Annotated in this window: 18 protein-coding genes; 10 read left to right on the top strand and 8 right to left on the bottom strand. The window is 69.6% G+C overall.

Annotated features, from left to right (window positions below):
• Positions 1-18: 18 nt before the first annotated feature.
• A complete protein-coding gene (locus ACFW0G_RS32495) occupies positions 19-384 on the bottom strand; it encodes a hypothetical protein (RefSeq protein WP_378329272.1) in 366 nt (121 codons plus the stop codon).
• A gap of 241 nt (positions 385-625) precedes the next feature.
• On the opposite strand from ACFW0G_RS32495, the gene ACFW0G_RS32490 reads away from it, so the two are divergent.
• The 3 genes from ACFW0G_RS32490 to ACFW0G_RS32480 are packed head-to-tail and all read left to right on the top strand — an operon-like array spanning position 626 to position 2,968.
• Positions 626-1,780 carry a flavin-dependent monooxygenase gene (locus ACFW0G_RS32490; RefSeq protein ID WP_378329271.1) on the top strand — a complete coding sequence of 385 codons (1,155 nt, stop codon included), beginning with the start codon at positions 626-628 and terminating at the stop codon, positions 1,778-1,780.
• 31 nt (positions 1,781-1,811) lie between these two features.
• Positions 1,812-2,192 (top strand): hypothetical protein, encoded by a 381-nt coding sequence (locus tag ACFW0G_RS32485; protein ID WP_378329270.1) that lies wholly within the window; start codon positions 1,812-1,814, stop codon positions 2,190-2,192.
• Between the two features lie 14 nt (positions 2,193-2,206).
• Entirely contained in the window at positions 2,207-2,968 is a 762-nt protein-coding gene (locus ACFW0G_RS32480) for an SDR family NAD(P)-dependent oxidoreductase (RefSeq protein WP_378329269.1), read from the top strand.
• A 30-nt stretch (positions 2,969-2,998) separates the two neighbouring features.
• On the opposite strand, the gene ACFW0G_RS32475 is transcribed toward ACFW0G_RS32480, so the two are convergent.
• Positions 2,999-3,583 (bottom strand): dihydrofolate reductase family protein, encoded by a 585-nt coding sequence (locus ACFW0G_RS32475; protein ID WP_378329268.1) that lies wholly within the window; start codon positions 3,581-3,583, stop codon positions 2,999-3,001.
• 72 nt (positions 3,584-3,655) lie between these two features.
• Between ACFW0G_RS32475 and ACFW0G_RS32470 the strand changes: the two genes are divergently transcribed.
• Both ACFW0G_RS32470 and ACFW0G_RS32465 read left to right on the top strand, forming a co-directional pair.
• A complete protein-coding gene (locus tag ACFW0G_RS32470; RefSeq protein ID WP_378329267.1) occupies positions 3,656-4,228 on the top strand; it encodes a TetR/AcrR family transcriptional regulator in 573 nt (190 codons plus the stop codon).
• A gap of 199 nt (positions 4,229-4,427) precedes the next feature.
• The gene (locus tag ACFW0G_RS32465; protein ID WP_378329266.1) at positions 4,428-4,838 is read left to right on the top strand and encodes an Lsr2 family protein; all 411 of its coding nucleotides are present in this window, start codon (positions 4,428-4,430) and stop codon (positions 4,836-4,838) included.
• 65 nt (positions 4,839-4,903) lie between these two features.
• Here ACFW0G_RS32465 and ACFW0G_RS32460 read toward each other — a convergent pair whose 3' ends face one another.
• Complete coding sequence (locus ACFW0G_RS32460; protein WP_378329265.1) at positions 4,904-6,070, bottom strand: PucR family transcriptional regulator; 1,167 nt, start codon at positions 6,068-6,070, stop codon at positions 4,904-4,906.
• Positions 6,071-6,284: 214 nt separating this feature from the next.
• Between ACFW0G_RS32460 and ACFW0G_RS32455 the strand changes: the two genes are divergently transcribed.
• Positions 6,285-6,686, top strand: coding sequence for a hypothetical protein (locus tag ACFW0G_RS32455; protein ID WP_378329264.1), 402 nt, complete (start codon positions 6,285-6,287; stop codon positions 6,684-6,686).
• A 136-nt stretch (positions 6,687-6,822) separates the two neighbouring features.
• On the opposite strand, the gene ACFW0G_RS32450 is transcribed toward ACFW0G_RS32455, so the two are convergent.
• From ACFW0G_RS32450 to ACFW0G_RS32440, 3 genes are all read right to left on the bottom strand, one after another.
• Positions 6,823-7,467: a lytic polysaccharide monooxygenase gene (locus ACFW0G_RS32450; protein WP_378329263.1), complete on the bottom strand. Its 645-nt coding sequence runs from the start codon at positions 7,465-7,467 to the stop codon at positions 6,823-6,825.
• Positions 7,468-7,551: 84 nt separating this feature from the next.
• Entirely contained in the window at positions 7,552-10,545 is a 2,994-nt protein-coding gene (locus ACFW0G_RS32445; protein ID WP_378329262.1) for an amidohydrolase family protein, read from the bottom strand.
• A 27-nt stretch (positions 10,546-10,572) separates the two neighbouring features.
• Positions 10,573-12,153 carry a PQQ-binding-like beta-propeller repeat protein gene (locus ACFW0G_RS32440; protein WP_378329261.1) on the bottom strand — a complete coding sequence of 527 codons (1,581 nt, stop codon included), beginning with the start codon at positions 12,151-12,153 and terminating at the stop codon, positions 10,573-10,575.
• 608 nt (positions 12,154-12,761) lie between these two features.
• Here ACFW0G_RS32440 and ACFW0G_RS32435 point away from each other — a divergent pair.
• Entirely contained in the window at positions 12,762-13,118 is a 357-nt protein-coding gene (locus ACFW0G_RS32435) for a hypothetical protein (protein WP_378329260.1), read from the top strand.
• Between the two features lie 5 nt (positions 13,119-13,123).
• On the opposite strand, the gene ACFW0G_RS32430 is transcribed toward ACFW0G_RS32435, so the two are convergent.
• Positions 13,124-13,786 (bottom strand): hypothetical protein, encoded by a 663-nt coding sequence (locus ACFW0G_RS32430; protein ID WP_378329259.1) that lies wholly within the window; start codon positions 13,784-13,786, stop codon positions 13,124-13,126.
• A 268-nt stretch (positions 13,787-14,054) separates the two neighbouring features.
• Between ACFW0G_RS32430 and ACFW0G_RS32425 the strand changes: the two genes are divergently transcribed.
• The 3 genes from ACFW0G_RS32425 to ACFW0G_RS32415 are packed head-to-tail and all read left to right on the top strand — an operon-like array spanning position 14,055 to position 16,354.
• Positions 14,055-14,621, top strand: a complete 567-nt coding sequence (locus ACFW0G_RS32425; protein ID WP_378329258.1) for a TetR/AcrR family transcriptional regulator — start codon at positions 14,055-14,057, stop codon at positions 14,619-14,621.
• Positions 14,622-14,639: 18 nt separating this feature from the next.
• On the top strand, positions 14,640-15,872 hold the full coding sequence (locus tag ACFW0G_RS32420) for an FAD-dependent oxidoreductase (protein WP_378329257.1): 1,233 nt from the start codon (positions 14,640-14,642) through the stop codon (positions 15,870-15,872).
• The gene (locus tag ACFW0G_RS32415; protein ID WP_378329256.1) at positions 15,869-16,354 is read left to right on the top strand and encodes a nitroreductase family deazaflavin-dependent oxidoreductase; all 486 of its coding nucleotides are present in this window, start codon (positions 15,869-15,871) and stop codon (positions 16,352-16,354) included. The genes ACFW0G_RS32420 and ACFW0G_RS32415 overlap by 4 nt, the downstream gene beginning before the upstream one ends.
• On the opposite strand, the gene ACFW0G_RS32410 is transcribed toward ACFW0G_RS32415, so the two are convergent.
• Positions 16,355-17,773: a nucleobase:cation symporter-2 family protein gene (locus ACFW0G_RS32410; RefSeq protein ID WP_378329255.1), complete on the bottom strand. Its 1,419-nt coding sequence runs from the start codon at positions 17,771-17,773 to the stop codon at positions 16,355-16,357. It abuts the gene before it with no gap.
• Positions 17,774-17,906: the final 133 nt, after the last annotated feature.

The raw sequence follows: 17,906 nt of genomic DNA, 5'->3' as shown, positions 1-17,906 counted from the left end.
CTAGTTCCGGTAAGGTCTTCAGGCGTTCACGTTGATGTTGACGCCCGCACGGGACTCGTCCTCGTCCTTCCAGTGCACCTGGTCGCCGAGGCCTTCGATCCGGATGCCGTACCTGCCTTGGCCTGCCGGGACATCGGGCACCGAGAAGCGCGTCGAACACGCCTGCCGCTGGGCGGTGCCGACGCTCAGCAGCGTGCCGTCCGGGCCGACGACCTCCACCGGCACCTCGGGGGCCGGGCCGGCGGCGCACTGGGCGGCCTTGACCGTGCCCGCGATGGTGAACAGGGCGGGCGCACTCGTCCACAGCACGAGCCTGGCCACGATCGCGGCCGCGACGACCAGCACGGCGACCAGGCCGAGCACGGTCTGCCGGGAGATCACCACGGCAGCCTCCGGAAGCGGGCCGCTGCCCGGTCCGTCACGACGATCGTCCGCTTCACCACTACTCCGCTCGAGCCGAATTTCCCCACCGGAGGCCGACTCTAATGCCCGGCTACGATCACCTGCCCGTGATTTCCGCCGGTGCACGACGGATGCCGGGCCGGTTCCAGCCGGGTGGCGGGGCCGCGCCAGCCGGTCGGCTGGTGGTGTCGTACTTCCGGACACGCGATGAAGAGGAGGCGTGGTGCACACTCAGGAGAAGGCACCGGACCCGGTGCCCGGCGACGCCGGGTTCGACGACGTACTCGCCGAACTGGCCGAGCGGCGGCGCGAGTTCCACGAGCTGAGGTATGTCCCGAAGGACTTCGTCGCGCGGCTCGAACAGGTCGGCGTCTACCGCGCGGCCGCGCCCGCCAGGTTCGGCGGCAGCCCGCTCCCACCCGCCGAGTTCCTGGACCTGATCGAGCGGATCTCCGTCGTGGACGGCTCGACGGGCTGGGTCGCCAGCTTCGGCTCCGCGCTGATCTATCTGGCCGCGCTGCCGTTGGACACCCAGGCCGAGCTCTACCGCGACGGGCCGGACGTCGTATTCGCCGGTGCGCTCTTTCCGACGCAGCACGCCGAACCCACCGAGCGCGGGTTCCTGGTCGACGGGCACTGGAAGCTCGCCAGCGGCTGCATGGGCGCGGACCGGATCGGGGTCGGGCTGCCCGGCGACGCGGAGTCCGACGGCAAACCCCGCACTGCCGTGCTGCGGCCCGAACAGGTCGAGATCCTCCAGGACTGGGACGTGGTGGGCATGCGCGCCACCGGCTCGTTCGACATCGTGGTCCGCGGGGTGGAGGTGCCGCGCGAGTGGACGTTCATCCGCGGCGGGGAGCCCGCTGTCGACGAGCCGCTCTACCACTATCCGGCGATCGCCTACGCCTCGCAGGTGCTCGCCGTGGTCGGCGCCGGGGTCGCGCGGGCCGCACTGGACCACGCCGAACGGGTCGGCGGCGGGTACACCGGGATCACCGGCGCGCCGAAGCTCGCCGACCGGCCCTACTACCGCACCGGCGTCGCCCGCGCCGAGGCGGAGCTGCGTTCGGCTCGCGCCTGGTTCTACGATCTCAGCGAGGAGGTGTGGCAGCACGTGCTGGCAGGCAACACCGCGACCGACGAGCAGAACGCGTTGCTGCGGCTCGCTTCCGCGCATCTGGCCAAGGTCTCCTCCGACGTGGTGGGCGGCCTGGTCGAGATCTCCGGGACCGCGCCCATCCACACCGGGCACCCGCTGCAGGAGCTGGCAGGCGACGCACTGGTCCCCAAGCAGCACGCGTTCCTCGGCCCGGCCGTCTTCGACGCGGCGGGTGCCGTCCTCATGGGACTTCCGCCCACTTCGCGCGGTTTCCGCTGAGCCCCGACCGACCACCACGAGGAGAATCACCGTGAGCACACCGCCCCTGCGCGTGCTGTTCTGCATCGGCATCAACCAGAACTTCTTCGACCTGCCCGCCGACGGCATCACGGCGGGCCATGTCTGGCAGGCCTTCGTGTCCATGATGGACGGAATCAAGGCGTTGCCGGGCGTGGACTTCATCGGCGACATGGACGACGACGCGCACATGGTCGGCCCTTCCGAAGGCTGGCCGTGGACCTGCTACCTGCTGGCCGATGTCGACACACAGGAAACCGTGAAGGCCGCGTGCGACCTGTTCCGTACCACACCGGTCGGCGACGGCGAGGTCAAGCTCTGGCGGTTCGCGAAGGTCGAGGCCAGGATCGGCCGCGCGCTCACCGTGCGCGAAGACGTCGAACTTCCCGGCTGAGGAGGGAGAACGGGATGACCGAGGGCTACGCGGGTACCGCGCGGACCGCCGTGATCACCGGCGGCGGCAACGGGCTCGGCGAGGCGATCGTGCGCCGCCTGCACGCCGACGGATATCGCGTCGCCATCGCCGATCTCGACGGCGCCGCCGCCGACGCGCTGGCGGCGGAACTGGATGTCTCGGGCGCCACCGCCAGGGGATACGCGGTGGACGTCGCCGAACGCGTGGCGCTGGAGTCCTTGCTGGCCGGGGTGCTGGCGGACTTCGGCGCGGTGCACGTGCTGGTGAACAACGCGGCCCGCACCCAGGCCAAGGCGTTGCTGGAGATCACGCCGGAGGAACTGGACGCGGTCATGAAGGTCAACGTCGGCGGCACGTTCACCGCCTGCCAGGTCTTCGGCGCGCACCTGGCGGCACAGGGCTACGGCCGGATCGTGAACATGGCGTCGCTGGCAGGGCAGAACGGCGGCACCGGGACCGGCGGGCACTACGCCTCCTCCAAGGGCGCGATCATCGCCGCCACCAAGGTGTTCGCCCGCGAACTCGCGTCGCGCGGGGTCACGGTGAACGCCGTCTCGCCAGGGCCGCTGGACAGTCCGATGGTCCGCGCGATCATCGGGGAGGAAAACCTCGAGGGCTTCGTGCGGAACATCCCGGTCGGCAAGCTCGGTGATCCCGCGTTCATCGCGCGGATGGTCGCGCTGCTCGCCTCGCCCGATGCCGCCTCGGTCACCGGCGCCTGCTGGGACGCCAACGGCGGGCTTTACCTTCGATGACGAACACGGTGGCCCGCGTCGTGGCGCCCGTCACGGCCTGCTGTACCACGTCATGGTGGTTCCGTTCTCGAACGACTCGCGCCGGGCCGGCGTGAACCGGGCCGGGCTGAACTCGCCGCCGAACGCGGGGATCCCGGCGCCCGCCACCACGGGGTAGCTCTTGACGATCAGCTCGTCCAGTTCGGGGAGGAGCGCTCCGGCCAGCTTGCCGCCGCCGCACAGCCAGATGTCCAAACCGGACTCCTGCTTGAGCTCGCGCGCGAGCGCGATCGGATCGCCCTCGGCCAGTGTCACCGCCGGGTCGGCGATCTCGCCCAGGGAGCCGGACACCACGTACTGCCGGAGATGGGCGTACGGGCTGGTGAGGCCGTGGTCGAGCACCAGCTGGTAGGTGCCCCGTCCCATCAGGACGGTGTCGAACCGTTTGCCGGGCACGTTCTCGAGCCCGGCCGAGGACCGCATCGGCGTGGGGACGGTTTCGGGATAGCGCTCGTTGACCCATGCCGCGTACGAGGCATCGGCTTCGGTGCCCTGGGTGTAGAAGTCGACCTGTCCCTCGGGTCCGGCGATGACGCCGTCCAAGGACATCCCGATGTAGTAGACGAGCTTGCGCAAGCGGGCCCCCAGTAAAGTACTCTAAGTGAAGTGGTTCAACCGTAGTACTTCAACTGAAGTGGTGTCAATCTGATGCGCACGAACACCGAACGCCGGACCGCCCTGCTCGACGCCGCCATCGAGCTGCTGGCGGAACTGGGGGCACGCGGGCTGACCCTCCGAGCCGTCGATGCCAGGGCGGCGGTGCCCGTGGGGACGACATCGAACTATTTCGCCAATCGCGACGATCTGCTCGTGCAGGCGGGCACCCGGGTGTATCAGCGGTTGCGGCCCGAGGATCCCGCACTTGTCCGGCGGCTCGCGAACGCGCGGAGCCGCCACGCCTACACCGAAGTGATGCGGGACACCGTGGCCAGGATCGCCGAGTTCCGTGCCGGTTATCTCGCTCTGCTGGAACTGCGGCTGGAGGCGACCCGGCGCCCCGGACTGCGCGCGCTGCTGACCGAACGGGTTCGCGCCGACATCGACGCGAACATCGCCCATCACGAAGCGTCCGGTCTGCCCGGCGACGCTACCGCCGTTCGCCTGCTCTACCTGGCGCTGAACTGGCTGATCGTCGAACAGCTCACCCTGCCGGACGTCTTCTCCGCCGAGGACCGCGACGAACTGATCGCCAAGGCGGTCGCCCGGATCGTGGCCGGTTAGCGTGCCCCGCGACATTCGCCACGGTCCAGTGTGGACGCCCGGCGAAGGGGCCGAGTGACGGAAAAGGATCGAGAGAATTTGCTCGACGCGACAGCCGATACGGCATTCGGGTAATATGCCGCCGGATGGGGGAGGGCAATGTTCCGGGAACTGACCGGTACCCGGGTTGTTCCTGAATGACGACGAGAGAGAACAAGCGATGGCGCAGAAGGTGCTTGTCCAGCTTACGGACGACATCGACGGTAGCGAAGCACAGCAGACGGTGCCGTTCGGTTTGGACGGTGTGAGCTACGAGATCGACCTTTCCGACGAGAACGCGGACGATCTGAGGGACGCGTTGGCGCAGTACGTGTCCGCGGCCCGGCGGGTGGGCGGCCGCAAGGTGCGGCTGGCCGCCGGCCAGTCCGCCAGCGCCGCGGCCCCCTCGGCTCCGGTGGACCGGGAGCGGTCTCGCGCCATCCGGGCCTGGGCGGTGGAGAACGGCTACGCGGTGTCGGACCGCGGCCGGATTCCGACCGAGGTCGTGGAGGCGTTCGAGCAGGCCGAGGCGGCTCCGCAGGAAGCCGAGGCACCGCGGAAGCGCAAGTCCCGGAAGAAGAGCGCGGCCTGAGAAACGGGGATCGGTTCCGGCGGTGCGGGCCGCCGGAACCGACCTCCGCTCGCCCGGCGGCGAGTTCAGCTCCAGCGTCCGGCGCGTACGTGGGTGACCACGGTGCTGAGGACGCGGACACCTTGACGTGAACCGGGATCCAGCCCGACGAGTTCGCGGACCCGGTGGAAGCGGTAGTCCAGGGTTCTCGGGTGGATACGCAACGCGCCCGCGGTGTTCATCCGGTTCATGTCGTGCCGGTAGTAGGCGTCCAGCGTGGTCACCAGATCCGGCCCGCTGGTCAGTCGCCGCGCGAATTCCCGCAACCAGTCGTCGACCGGCGGCAGGTGTGCGACGCCGAGTTCGACGAAGACGTCGGCCAGGGAACACAGGTGACTTGGCACGGTTTCGAGCGGTGCCACCCGGCTGATCCGGCGCGCCAGCGCGAACGTGTCGCCCAGCGCCCGGACATTTCCCGAGGCCGCTCCCGTCGCGCACGGCCGCTCGATCAACCGCGCGAAGTCGCCGACGAGGCGGATCGCGCGTTCCTCCGCCGCTTCGGCGTTGTCGCCGGGGAGCAGGGCCACCAGCTCATCGGATTCGCGCCAGATCATCGGCACCCGGCAGTGCTTCAGCAACGCGCCGACGATCTCTTCCCGTCGCTGGGCGGCCGGTAGCGGGGAGCCGGAAACCCGCACGACGGTGATCAGATACTTCTCGGACGTCCTCATGCCGAGGCTTTCCGTGAGGCCGGGTGCCACGAATTCGTCTGCGAGCAGTGTCGCGGCAAGATCCCGAACACGTTCGACGAAGGGGATCAGCCGTTTCCGCCCGTTCAGGAAGCCCTGGGTGTAGGCACTTTTCCCGGCCAGGGCATTGGCGGGAAGCCAGCCGATCAGCCGCGTCACCTGGTCGGCCTGGTTCAAGCCCGCCGCTTCGTGGATTTCCCGGAGAGTGAGAACGTCGTGCAGATCGAGAACGCGTCGCCCCGAAGGCAGTGAGACTCCCTGCGCACCGCGCTCCTCGCCGAACGCGGCCAACATTCTCAAATCGTTGTCGGTGAATGGCGCACCATCACCCGCGAGCTCGGCTTCACGTCGTCTGAGCAGTACCGCGAATTCCAGCATCGAGGCTCGCGCATGCGGATTCTCCGCCGCCGAACGGAAATCGGGGAGCTGGTCGACGTAGATGTCGACCGCCCGGCGCGCGTTGCCGTCCGCGCTGTCCCACAACGACTTGAACAGGCCTTTCATCCCTCGGCCCCCTCGTCGCCACCTGCGTGTGCTGGTGTCCGCGGCGAGGGTACCCAGCCCGGCTTAACTCGCGCTGAACCCGGGAAAATGATGAATCGATCTTGGTCGTGACCGGCCGTTTTCACGCGGAATCACGTATATTTCCGCGCCGACCTCCTGAAACGATGTCGCCACGGCAAGAAAGCCCTTACTGAAATCCCCGAGGAGGATCATCATGCGTCGACCACTCAGCGGATCCGGTTCGCTCGCCGCGGCGGCGATGAAACCCGTGCTCCTGCTGGCCTTCGCGATCGCGGCGCTCTTCGTCGCACCCGCCGTGGCCTCCGCGGCGCCCGCGGGCGCCGGTACCGCGCAGGTCGTGAGCGAGCGGATCGCGAGCCCGCAGGGCGGGAACACGGCCGCCGCTGCCGTCTTCAGCTGCAACTTCGTCAGCGTGGCACCGTTCACCGTTGTCGACTTCAGCTGCCGGGTGACGTCCGGTGCCATCCAGGTGTACATCGACTGCTCGAACGGCCAGCGGGTCAAGAGCAGCACGCTGCGCGCGGTGGGCACGTACCCCGTCCGGCTCACGTGTACGGGTGGCCGCCTGGTCAATCTTGGCGCGCTCGACGTCTGACGCGCTCCGGACATGCCGGGGCGGCCGGTGCCCGAGCCCCCGCCTGCCGTCCCGGTGACCAGCGGAACCGCGGTCCATCATCGGTGGTGGACCGCGGTTCCTCTTCGTGCGGGCCTGGCCCGGGTGTGCCGCGGGCTCAGCGGAACAGCACGTCCGAGCAGGAGTAGAAGGCCTCGCCCGAGTCCGGCCAGTGCCGCTGCCAGATCGAGTAGATCAGGTGGCGGCCGGTGCGCCCGCCCGGCAGGTTCGCGCGGAGCTGATAGGCGTTTCCGGCGATGGGCGGGTTGTCCTGCTGGTAGAACGGCTTGTCTTCGAGGTCGGACCACTTCAGCGGTTTGGCCGGATCGTAGCCGGGTTTGGTGACATACAGCTCGAAGGTGCCCTCGTGCGCGGCGGTGAGCTGGTACTGGAAGGTGTACGGGCCGCTGCTCGGCAGCGTCGTCGCCGGCCAGTCGGCCCGCGCCAGATCCAGCCCCTTGTACTTGTCCCGGCCCGCGCTGCACAGCTTGCCGTCCGGGATGATCTCGCGGCTGTGTCCGCTGGCGTCGCCGATGTTGACCTCGTCCCAGTCGTAGATCGGCCAGCTGTCGCCGACCGCGATGGCGGCCTTGCACGCGGCGGACTGCGGGTTCTCCGGACCTTCCTGGAAACATTGCATGATCCGGCTGATCGGGTTGCCCATCGAGCCGTGTGCGAGGGCGGGGGTGGCGGTGAACACCGAGGCCGTGCCGAGCACGATGGTCAGGACCGCCAGTTTGAGGGCGGTGCGGGAAACTTTCATCGCAGGGTTCCTCTCTTGAGAGGTCTAGACCACATCACGGTAGTGGTCCGGACGCACCGGCCTGTAGGCCCGAAAGTCGTGCCGTCACCGGGGAGCACCGTGAGGTGGGGTGCGGAACGGCGCGGTCAGGTCGTCGATCGTGTAGGGCTTGCCGTTCTTCACCACCATCCGGACGTCGATGAGCCGGTTCACGTCGTGGGACGCGTCGCCGTCGGTGAACACGAGATCGGCGAGCTTGCCCTCCTCGACGCTGCCCAGATCGCGTTCGACCCCGAGCTGCCGGGCGGACAGCAGAGTCGCGCTCTGCAGCACCTGGAACGGATCGACGCCGTACTTGGCCATCGCCCGCACGTTCAGGTGCAGGCTCACGGCCGTGGTGTCGAGCGGCGCGTCGGTCCCGGTGAGCACGGTGCCGCCCGCCGCGAGCAGGCGCTTGATCAGGTCGACCTCCTTACGGGTCCGCGCCGCGTCGGCGTCGAGGAAACCGCACGGTCCCTTACCCTGCGCACACAGCAGCTTCGCGTGCAGGATCTCCTGCTGCGAGCGGGTGTAGAGCGCACTCAGCCGGGGGTCGGTGACCATGGCCGGGTCGTCGGCGAGCAGCGAGCTGGAGCTGAACAGTGTGGTGCTGAACGGCATCTTGCCCTGTGCCGCCAGCTGGATGACGTCGTCGTACGCCCCGCCGAGGGAACCTTCGTGTGAGAAGCCGAATCCCCAGCGCGACGGCCCCGCGAGGTGCTCCTTCATGTCGACGCCGTGGGCGATGGCGGGGTAGAGGTAGTGCGACGTGGTGGGAATGCCGATCTCGTGTGCCTGCTCGGTGACCTCGGTCTGCCAGTCGTTCCGGAAGCGCTGGTAGGTCTTCACCAGGTCGTAGCCGAGGGCGCGGACGCGGGACATCTCCAGCGCGAGCTGCCGTTCGTCGCGGACCGGCCTGGCGAACTCCCAGCTGACCCGGGACCCCTCCAGCATTTCGCCGGTCATGAAGAACCGCGGCCCGATCCGGTCGCCGGAGGTGAGTGCCTCGCGGTCCTCCAGCGCCCGGTAGACGGGGTCGCCGGTGGAGCGGGTGGTCGTGATCCCGTAGGACAGCAGCAGCCTGCCCTGCCGGTCGCCGAAGAACCTCGACCGCATCTCCTGGTGGTTGTGCATGTCCACGAGCCCGGGGGTGACCGTCTGCTCGCTCGCGTCGATGAACTGCCAGCCCGCGCGCTGCCGGTCCTCCCGATGCGGCTCGATCCGCCTGATGCGGTTGCCCACCACGATGATGTCGACGTCGGTGCGGGGTTCGCGATGACGGCCGTCCCACAGCCGCCCGGCGTGTATCACCAGGCGGGAGTCCGGCTTGTCCTGGGTGAAGGTGAGGTCGAGCGGGATGTCCCGGGTGGATTCTCCGTCCACTGTGGTCAGCCGGAGAGTGCCGTTGTGCAGGTACAGCACCGTCTTCGAGTCGCCGCTCCAGCTCGGCGCGTCGCTGGCCTCGTCGGTGATGCGCCGCGCGGGCCCGGTCGGGGTGCCCGTGGCGTCGACCGGAAGCAGGTGGATCGTGCTGTCCTGGGAGAACGCGAGCCAGTGCCCGTCCGGCGACCAGAGCGGGCCGTCGTCACCGCGGGTGGACACCGAGCCGTACGGCGAGGGCTCGATCGTCCTCGTCGTGCCCGCGGCCACGTCCACGAGCAGGATCTGGTTGCGCTGCCCGGCGGACACGGTCAGCGTGAGGAACCGGCCGTCCGGGGACCAGCTCGGCCTGCCGGGCGTGTTCAGCGGTCCCAGCACCTTGGTCACCGCGCCGCTCGCCAGGTCCACAGTGGACAGAAGGCCGTCCTGGTCCTCGAACGCCAGTTTCTTCCCGTCGGGGGACCAGGCGGGGGAAACCTCGGCGCCGGGCAGCGAGGTGACCCGCTTTTCGCCGCCCCCTGCCACGTCCAGCACGTACAGGTCTTCGGTGCCCGCTTTGTCGGAGGCGTACGCGATGCGCCCGCCGTCGGGCGACCAGACCGGATCCCATTCGGAGAACTGGTCGTGGGTCAGCCGCTGTGGCTTGCCGTCGATCGGCAGCAGCCACAGGTCGTTGAGCGCCTTGAAAGCCACCGACCGACCGTCCGGGGACAGCGCCGGACCCGCGATGCCGCGCACCGGCCGAGGATGCCGCGTGTCGAAGTCATGGGTCTTCCGGGCGTACTCGTCCCGGCTGACGGTGAAGGTGGCCGAGAACGGCACGGCCCGGCCGGCGCCGGTCGCGGTGTCGGAGACGGCGATCTTGCCGTTGGCGCCGTAGATCAGCTCGTGCGCGGAAAGCCAGCGCGCGGGAAACGGGAACACGTCGGTGTAAGTCCCCACCTGACGTACGGTGCCGGACTCGGAGACCATGAGCGTCCTGCCCTCCTTGCCGGTGCGCAGGAAGGCGAGCGTGCGTCCGTCCGGGGACCAGGACGGCGCCCCGAGGAACGATCTGCCCGGCGGGACCACGGCGCGCACGGCGCCGGTGGCCAGGTCGATGCTCTCGATGCCGGTGCCCTGGACGTAGGCGATGCTCTTGCCGTCCGGGGCCCAGGTCGGCTGGGACTTCTGCGTCGTGCTCTTGGTGATCTGCCGGGTTTCGCCGGTACGTACGTCGACGGTCCAGATGTCGGCCGCGCCCGCCCGGTCCGAGCTGAACGCGATCTTCGTGCCGTCGGGGGACCACGCGGGCTGGAGGTCGTCGTGCTCGCCGTACGTGAGCTGCCGCGACGTCCGGCCGTCCGGGGTGATCACGGTGATGTGGAACATGCCGTCGGCGTAGGACTGGAGGGCGATTTCCTTGCCGTCGGGGGAGAAAACCGGCCAGAACGGGTCGAGCAGGTCGTCGCCGACCGGGGTGGCGGTGCCTCCCTCGCGCGGCACGGAGAACAACTGTCCCTGGAGGTCGAACACGAGCGTGCCGTCCCGCGGGGACACCGTCACGGCGAGGTTGGTGCCTTCGGTGACGGTGACCGTCTTCTCGCCTGCTTGGGCCGAACCGGCCGCGGTGATCGGCGAGACGGCCAGGACGCACACCAGTGCGGCGCGGGTGAAGCGCCGGTGGGTCGGGGTTCTCATCGGAAGCTCCTTGGCGGAGGCCGGGCGTCAGAGCCCGAACGCGAGCAGGACGTTTCCGTGGTCACTCGGGTAGGCGGGCCAGTAGCCCGACTGGACGTAGAGCGTGCCGTGGCTGACCACCGCGCCACCGTTGCCGGAGATCGCGCTGCCGTGCCCGGTCAGGCCGTTGACCCCGGCGAAGTCGCGGATGGTGTCGAAGGTCCACAGCACGGCGCCGGTCCGCGAGTCGTAGACGCGCATCTTGCCGTCGACGCTGCCCTCGTACACCAGACCGGGACTGCTCGTCACGGCCGGGGTGTGCGCCCGTTTGCACACGGCAGGGAACTGGGCCGCGCCGCCGGTGGTGCAGCCGTCGGCGGGACTCGGGGTCTGCCACACGATGTCGCCGTCCTCGGGATCGAGCGCGAACAGGGTGCCCGGATTGGCCCAGTTCGTTGCCACGTAAAGGTTGTGGCCGTCGAAGCTGGTACCCCACTGGATGCCGGACAGGCCGCCGCCGGGCATCGGCTCGGACAGCTGGCGGCGCCACGAAACCTCGCCGGTGCGCGCGTCGAACACGTGGAAGACACCGCTCTTCTGGCCGACGCCGACCATCGTGCGCCCGCCCGACCGGAACAGCGTCGGCGTCGCGCCGATGTCGTAATCCAGTGCGGTGCCGTCCTTCTGGCCGGGGCAGTACCCCTCGTTGTCGGGTTTGCCGCACAGCAGCCGCCAGGTGTCGGCCTTGGTCACCTGCTGCTTCCAGCGCACCGCGCCGGTGCGCGAGTCGAGTGCCAGCAGGGTGTCGAAGTCCCCGGTGGTGCCGGAGTAGAGCTGTCCGGTGCCGACGTACAGGGTGCCGGTGCGCTCGTCGACCACCGGCGAGCTCCACACCCCGGCACCGGACGGCTCGTACCGGGTCGCCCCGCTGGGCCAGGTGCCGACGGCCTTCGGCTCGGGGACCGTGTAGTAGCGCCAGGTCAGATCCCCGGTCTCGGCGTCGAACGAGTCGATGTGGCCGCGGAACGTGCAGCACGGGTACTTGACGTCGGGGTTGAGCATCTCGCCGCTCGACGAGCCGACGTAGACGTGCCCGTCGTGGTAGAGCGGGGAGCTGGTGTGCATTCCGGCGGGGTGCGGTTCGGTCTGCTTGGCCCACACCAGCTTTCCGGTCCGTTGCTCCAGCGCGTACAGGTAGCCGCGGCTGTCGCCGAAGAACACCTTGCCCCGTGCCACGGACGGCCCGTCGATGACGACGCCGCCCTTGTCGACCGTGCCGAGGTCGAAACTCCACCGGGTGGCACCGGTTTCGGCGTCGACCGCGTAGAACTTGCCGTCGGGACCGCCGAAGTAGACGCCGTCGCCGACGACCGCGGGCTGGCTCTTGGCGGGGAAGAACGTCTTCGGATAGGCGAAGGCCCATTTGAGGCCGAGCCTGCCCGCGGTGTGCCGGGTGATGTGGTGTTCGGCCGCGTTGAACCGCGATCCCGAGGGATCGCCCTGCCAGCTTGGCCAGTCGCCGAACCGGTGACCGGGCGATTCCGCGGCGGCCCCGGTTGTGCCGCCGAGGACCAGCACCACGGCGCCGAGCAGGGCCGCGAAGCGGGTTTTTGCGCGAGACACAAGCATTTCCACCCCTCATGAGTCGATGCGGTCGAATGCGGGGATGGCTTTTCGTGCAGCCAGTCATTCATCGTACGTGCTGGTCACGGTGTTGCTTGTGCTCCGAAACGACCAATCACGAAATGATTTCATCCGCTGTGTCCCATGATGGACGGGAAAAACACCTTGACAGCCCGTGAAAAGTGCCACGCGGGATAACAGTGGCATTAAGAGACGGCTGCGCTGGTCGGCGGGGTCGTGAATGGCGATGTCCCGAACGACGCGTTGGAGACGTTGATCGTCCGCAACGCGTCGTTCGGGACGCGGGCTTCGGCGCGATGACCCGGTGTGTCCTTTGTGGACTATTTGGGTGCTCGCTACGGGGCGCTGAAGGCGGTGACGCGGGTTCCGCGCGGCTGGGGCTGGGAAGCGGCGGCGTGTCGGGAGCTGGCAAAGGCAGGCATACCATGGTAACTACCCGAAAGGAGACGACTTCAAGCGGTGACTACCCTTTTTGGAGTTCCTCCGGCGGCGGTGGGCGATCCGGGCGGGTTGCTGTGAGGGGGCTGTGCGATTCGTAACCGGGTGGTTAACGCCGGGGGCGGGTGGGCGGTATGCCGGATACGGTATGGATCATGACCGTGCCGTGCTACGAAACTTTGGCTGCCTACAACAGTGCCCACCCCGCCGCGCCGATGTCGGAGGACGCCACCGTGCGGGCGGGGCTGCGCCGCTACACCGCGGCGTCGGCCGGGCTGAAGGACGATCTTTCCGGGGCGGGGAGCGGGTTCACGATCGACTTCCTGCCGGGCGGCGCGCCCGCCGACGGGGAACCGGACCGGACCGGCGCGGTCGTCGCGACGCGCTGGGGTGCCGGGCCGTACCTGGTGCTCGCGACCGGGGTGTCGCTGCGGTGGGCGCGCAACCGCATCGTCGACTCCTGGCCCACCACGCTGGCCCACGCCGCCGGGGCCCTCACCGGCCGCGCGTAGCGGGGCTACCGGCGAACACGCGGGCCGATCACGGCACCCGCGACGGACAGCGCGGTCCCGGCCAGCAGCAGCCACGGACCGGGGCCGAGCTTGCCGAGGTACTCGCCGCCGTCGGTCAGGACGAGCAGGCTGATCACGTGGTAGAGCAGGCAGAGGCCGGCGAGGACGGAGATCACCGCCCGGGTCGGCCCGGTCCGGCCCTCCTGGAGGACCTTCCTCGTGAGCCCGCCGCGGCGCTGGACGCTTTTCGCCGAGCGGAGGGAGCCGAGTGACCACAGCGCCGGAGGAATCGCGGCCAGTGCCAGCGCGATGATGACACCCTGGGGAAAGTAGATCCTGATCCACCGGCCGTTGCCGGTGAGGTCGCTCGTGGCGCCCGTGGCGTGCCGGATCGATTCGTTGAGATCGGCGAAGGTCGCGTCCCCGGCCCATTTGAGCGCGAACAGGCCGACCGCGGCGAGCACCACGCCGAGCAGTGCCGGGACGGCACCCCAGCCGGGCAGCGTCAGCGGTGCCTGCTCGGGTGCGCGCTGGGGTGGATGCGGCTGCCAGTGCGGCCTTCCCCGCGGTGGCATGCCTTGTGGTGGCATGCCGTGCGGCTGCGGGCCCGGCTGCTGCTGCCAGGCGGGCTGCTGCGGATGGTTCGGTCCTGGACCCCCGTACGTCATGAGATGAACTTAGGCGTTGTCGCGCGGGACCGCTCGCTCATCCGCGATGTGGTGGGCGTCCTGAACGACGTGCAAGAGCCGCTCACCCTCGTCAACGGAGCATTCCGGACATCGTGCCGGAAAATCTACTGTGGACAGACATGTCGCGCGGCGCGGCTCGCGGGGTGGCAGGAATCGGCACCGGACAACTGTTGCATCAATCAATAGTTGTCTGCAACCCTGGTAGGGCGGTCGTACAGGACGACTGCCCTACCAGGAGGCGTGGCGGATGACGAACGCGGCGGCCGCTCGCGGCCGGGAAGTGCGGCAGCGGCTGATGCGGGCCGCGGTCGAGCTCATCCCGGAACGGGGCTGGTCCGCGGTCAGCACCCGGGTGCTGGCGGAACGCGCCGGGGTGACCCCGAGCGTGGTGCACTACCACTTCCCGTCGTTGCGGGCGTTGCTCGTCGAAGCCGTGGTGGCGGAGATGCGTGGACTGCTCGACGAAACGACGTCGTCGCTCGCGGCCGTGCGAAGCCCGGGCGACTTGCTGGAGGCCATGCTCGCCGCGCTCGAGCCTTACGACGGCAATGATCCGCTGTCGGTGCTGTTCATGGAGGCGTACCTGGCGGCCACCCGTGACGGGCAACTGCGGGACGCGATCAGCGAGGTCGTCGCCGGTTTCCGGGAGCGGCTCGCCGAGTGGCTGGGCGCGCGCGGGATCCCGGCGCCCGCGGAGACGGCCGCGGTACTGGCCGCCGCGATCGACGGCGTGCTGCTGCATCGGGCACTGAACCCCGGCATCACCGCCGCCGCGGTCGCGCCGGTGTTGCGCCGCCTCGTCGAGCGCGGCTGAGGCGGAGAGAGGCGACGGATGAAGGTGGTGATCTGCGGCGCGGGGATCGCGGGCCTCGCGTGCGCGAACCGGCTGGCCGCGCTCGGGGCCGAGGTCGTGGTGCTGGAGAAGGCGGCGGGGCCACGAGCGCAGGGCTACATGATCGACTTCTTCGGCCCGGGGTACGACGCGGCGGAGGAAATGGGGGTGCTGCCCGCGATCCAGGCCCGTGCCTACTACGTCGAGGAGGCGGCGTTCGTCGACGGATCAGGCCGCCGTCGCGCGGGGTTGCGGCTCACCCAGTTCGCCGGTCCGTTGGCGGGACGGCTTTTGAGCGTCATGCGGCCGGATCTCGAATGCGCGCTGCGGGATGCGCTTCCCGCGGGGGTCGAGCTGCGGTTCGGTACGTCCCTCACCGGGATCGACACGACTCGCGACGGAGTGCGGTGCACCCTCGACGGCGGCGAGGTGGTCGAGGCCGATCTGCTGGTGGGAGCCGACGGCGTCCACTCGGCCGTCCGGCGCCTGTGGTTCGGTCCCGAGCCGGAGTTCCTGCGCCACCTCGGCTTCCACACCGCCGCGTTCCGCTTCCGTGACCCGGAGATCCACGCCGCCGTCGGGGATCGCTTCTGCCTGACCGAAACGGTCGGCGCGCAGATGGGGTTCTACGGTCTGCGCGATGGCGAGGTCGCCGCGTTCGCCGTCCATCGCACCTGGGATGCCGCGCTTCCCGTGGACGCGCGCGCCGCGCTGCGGGCCGGGTACGGCTCGCTGGGCTGGGTCGTGCCGGGCGCACTCGACCGCTGCCCGCCCCCGGCCGAGGTGTACTACGACCAGGTCGCGCAGATCGTGCTGCCCCGGTGGAGCCGGGATCGCGTGGTGCTCCTCGGCGACGCGGCCTACGCGGTGTCCCTGCTTGCGGGGCAAGGGGCTTCGCTCGCGATCGCGGGTGCCTTCGTCCTGGCCGACCGGCTGGCCCGCGCCTCGTCCGTGGAAGCGGGGCTCGCCGGCTACGAGCGGATGTGGCGTCCGGTCGTGGAACGCACCCAGCGGGACGCCCGATCCACCGCGCGCTGGTTCGTCCCCGCCTCGCGGTTGTCCCTGCACGTCCGCAGGCTCGCGATGCGAGCCTCGCGGCTGCCGGGTCTCGACCGCCTGGTCACCGCCGCGGTGGCGGGCAAGCCGACGGAGCTGATCAACCGGTTGCGCGACAGCGGATCTCCCGGGCGGTGGACCACCTCGCCCGGCATCGACGGAAGGACACACCCGTGACGAAAACCCAGCCCGGCCCCGTCCTGCGGGCGGTCTTCCGGGCACCGCTGCGGCTTTACGACCGAGGGCTCGGCTGGCTGCTGGGGAGCCGGTTCCTGTGCCTGACCCACACCGGGCGCCGGTCCGGCCGCCGGTACCGCACCGTGCTGGAGGTGATCGGCTCGGCTCCGGCCTCCGGTGAGGTCATGGTCGTCGCCGGGCTCGGCCCCGGCGCCGACTGGTACCGCAACATCCGGGCGAGCCCGCCGCTCGAGGTCGTCGTCGGCAGGCGGCGGTTCACACCACGGCACCGTGTCCTCGACGAGGAGGAGGCGTTCGCCGTGATGACCGCCTACGAGCGGCGCAACCGGTGGATCCGGCCGATACTGCGTCCGCTGCTCGGCAAACTGGTGGGTCGTCCTTACGACGGTAGTGACGCCGCGCGGCGCGGCCTGGTTTCGCAGCTGCCGATCGTGGCCTTCGGGCCGCGTCAGGAAGCCTGATCAGCCGGTTTCCGTTACGCCGTCCGGGGAATCCGGGCGCGTGACGGTGCCGGGGCTCGGCGCCGCGGCCACTGTGGACGGTCCGGATCGGCGCAGCGCCCTGGTTTCGTTGAAGGCGAGGTTGAGCACGACGGCGACGACGCTGGCGGAGCTGATCCCGGAGTCCATGATGGTGGCGAACCAGCCGGGGAAATGGGACCAGAACCCGGGAACGGCGATCGGGATGATGCCGAAGCCGAGTGCCGCGGCGACGATGACGAGGTTGAGGTTGTTGTCGTAGTCGACCTTGGCGAGGGTGCGGATGCCGCTGGCGGCGACCATGCCGAACAGGACGATCCCGGCGCCGCCGAGGACGGGCTGGGGGATCGCGGCGGCCACGCGGCCGAGTACCGGCAGCAGGCCGAGGACGACGAGGATCAGCCCGCCGGTGGCGACGACGTAGCGGCTCTTGACGCGGGTGAGCGCGACCAGTCCGACGTTCTGCGCGAAGGCGGTGCACGGAAAACTGCCGAACAGCGGGGCGACCGCGGAGGAGAGCATGTCGGCGCGCAGGCCGTCACCGACCCGGCGCGGGCCGACCTCGGTTTCGACGATTTCGCCGAGCGCGACGATGTCGGCGGTCGTCTCGATCATGGTCACCAGGATGACGACGGTCATGGAGACGATCGCGGAAACCGAGAACGTGGGTGCGCCGAAGGGCAGCACCTGCGGCAGGGCGACGACGGGGCCGTGCCCGACGCCGGAGAAGTCGGTCTTGCCGATGGCGAAGGCGACCAGGGTGCCCGCCACGATGCCGAGCAGGATCGACAGCCGGGACAGCAGGCCCTGCAGGAGCCTGCTGACGAGCAGGACGATGAGGAACGTGGCGCCGGCGAGCGCGATGTTGCCGACCGATCCGTAGTCGGGGGCCGTGGCGGTGCCGCCCATCGCCCAGCGGAACGACACCGGCAGCAGGGAAACACCGATCACGGTGATGATCGAACCGGTGACCGCCGGCGGGAAGAACCGGATGAGCTGACTGAAGAACGGGCTCAGCACCAGCCCGATGAGACTGGCCACGATGATCGAGCCGAACACCGCGGACAGCCCGCCGCCGCGGGCCGCGATCGCCGTCATCGTGGCGACGCTGGCGAAGGAGATTCCTTGTACGAGCGGAAGTTGTGAGCCGAAGAACGGGATGCCCACCGTCTGCAGGATCGTCGCGGCACCGCTGACGAACAGCGCCGCGGTCACCAGCAGCGCGATCCGCTCGGGCGGCAGGCCGGTGGCGCCGCCGATGATCAGCGGGACCGCGATCACGCCGCCGTACATGGAAAGGATGTGCTGCAGGCCGTAGAGGATCTGCTGACGTACCGGTGGCCGCTCGTCCTCCGGGCGGAGCCGGCGTGCCGTCCTGCTCCGGGAATGGGGAATCCGCATGGGGCCTCGATCCTTCCGCGCGGGCGAGCCGGGACGCGGCCCGCCGGGCTGACGGTCCGACGTGGGCTAGCTGTTTCACTATGCGGAAGGCGCCTTCCGGAATGCAGATGTGACGATAGGCACAGGCGCCGCG

The organism is Amycolatopsis sp. NPDC058986, from assembly GCF_042741125.1.
GTDB lineage: Bacteria > Actinomycetota > Actinomycetes > Mycobacteriales > Pseudonocardiaceae > Amycolatopsis.
The sequence above is the reverse complement of the archived record's forward strand: the minus strand, read 5'-3'. Positions and strand labels throughout refer to the sequence as shown.

Coding starts and splice junctions, on each gene's coding strand:
- ACFW0G_RS32440 (WP_378329261.1), bottom strand. CDS start 12,153: ATGCTTGTGTCTCGCGCAAAAACCCGCTTCGCGGCCCTGCTCGGCGCC.
- ACFW0G_RS32435 (WP_378329260.1), top strand. CDS start 12,762: ATGACCGTGCCGTGCTACGAAACTTTGGCTGCCTACAACAGTGCCCAC.
- ACFW0G_RS32455 (WP_378329264.1), top strand. CDS start 6,285: ATGCGTCGACCACTCAGCGGATCCGGTTCGCTCGCCGCGGCGGCGATG.
- ACFW0G_RS32445 (WP_378329262.1), bottom strand. CDS start 10,545: ATGAGAACCCCGACCCACCGGCGCTTCACCCGCGCCGCACTGGTGTGC.
- ACFW0G_RS32425 (WP_378329258.1), top strand. CDS start 14,055: ATGACGAACGCGGCGGCCGCTCGCGGCCGGGAAGTGCGGCAGCGGCTG.
- ACFW0G_RS32420 (WP_378329257.1), top strand. CDS start 14,640: ATGAAGGTGGTGATCTGCGGCGCGGGGATCGCGGGCCTCGCGTGCGCG.
- ACFW0G_RS32430 (WP_378329259.1), bottom strand. CDS start 13,786: ATGACGTACGGGGGTCCAGGACCGAACCATCCGCAGCAGCCCGCCTGG.
- ACFW0G_RS32460 (WP_378329265.1), bottom strand. CDS start 6,070: ATGAAAGGCCTGTTCAAGTCGTTGTGGGACAGCGCGGACGGCAACGCG.
- ACFW0G_RS32465 (WP_378329266.1), top strand. CDS start 4,428: ATGGCGCAGAAGGTGCTTGTCCAGCTTACGGACGACATCGACGGTAGC.
- ACFW0G_RS32480 (WP_378329269.1), top strand. CDS start 2,207: ATGACCGAGGGCTACGCGGGTACCGCGCGGACCGCCGTGATCACCGGC.
- ACFW0G_RS32410 (WP_378329255.1), bottom strand. CDS start 17,773: ATGCGGATTCCCCATTCCCGGAGCAGGACGGCACGCCGGCTCCGCCCG.
- ACFW0G_RS32470 (WP_378329267.1), top strand. CDS start 3,656: ATGCGCACGAACACCGAACGCCGGACCGCCCTGCTCGACGCCGCCATC.
- ACFW0G_RS32450 (WP_378329263.1), bottom strand. CDS start 7,467: ATGAAAGTTTCCCGCACCGCCCTCAAACTGGCGGTCCTGACCATCGTG.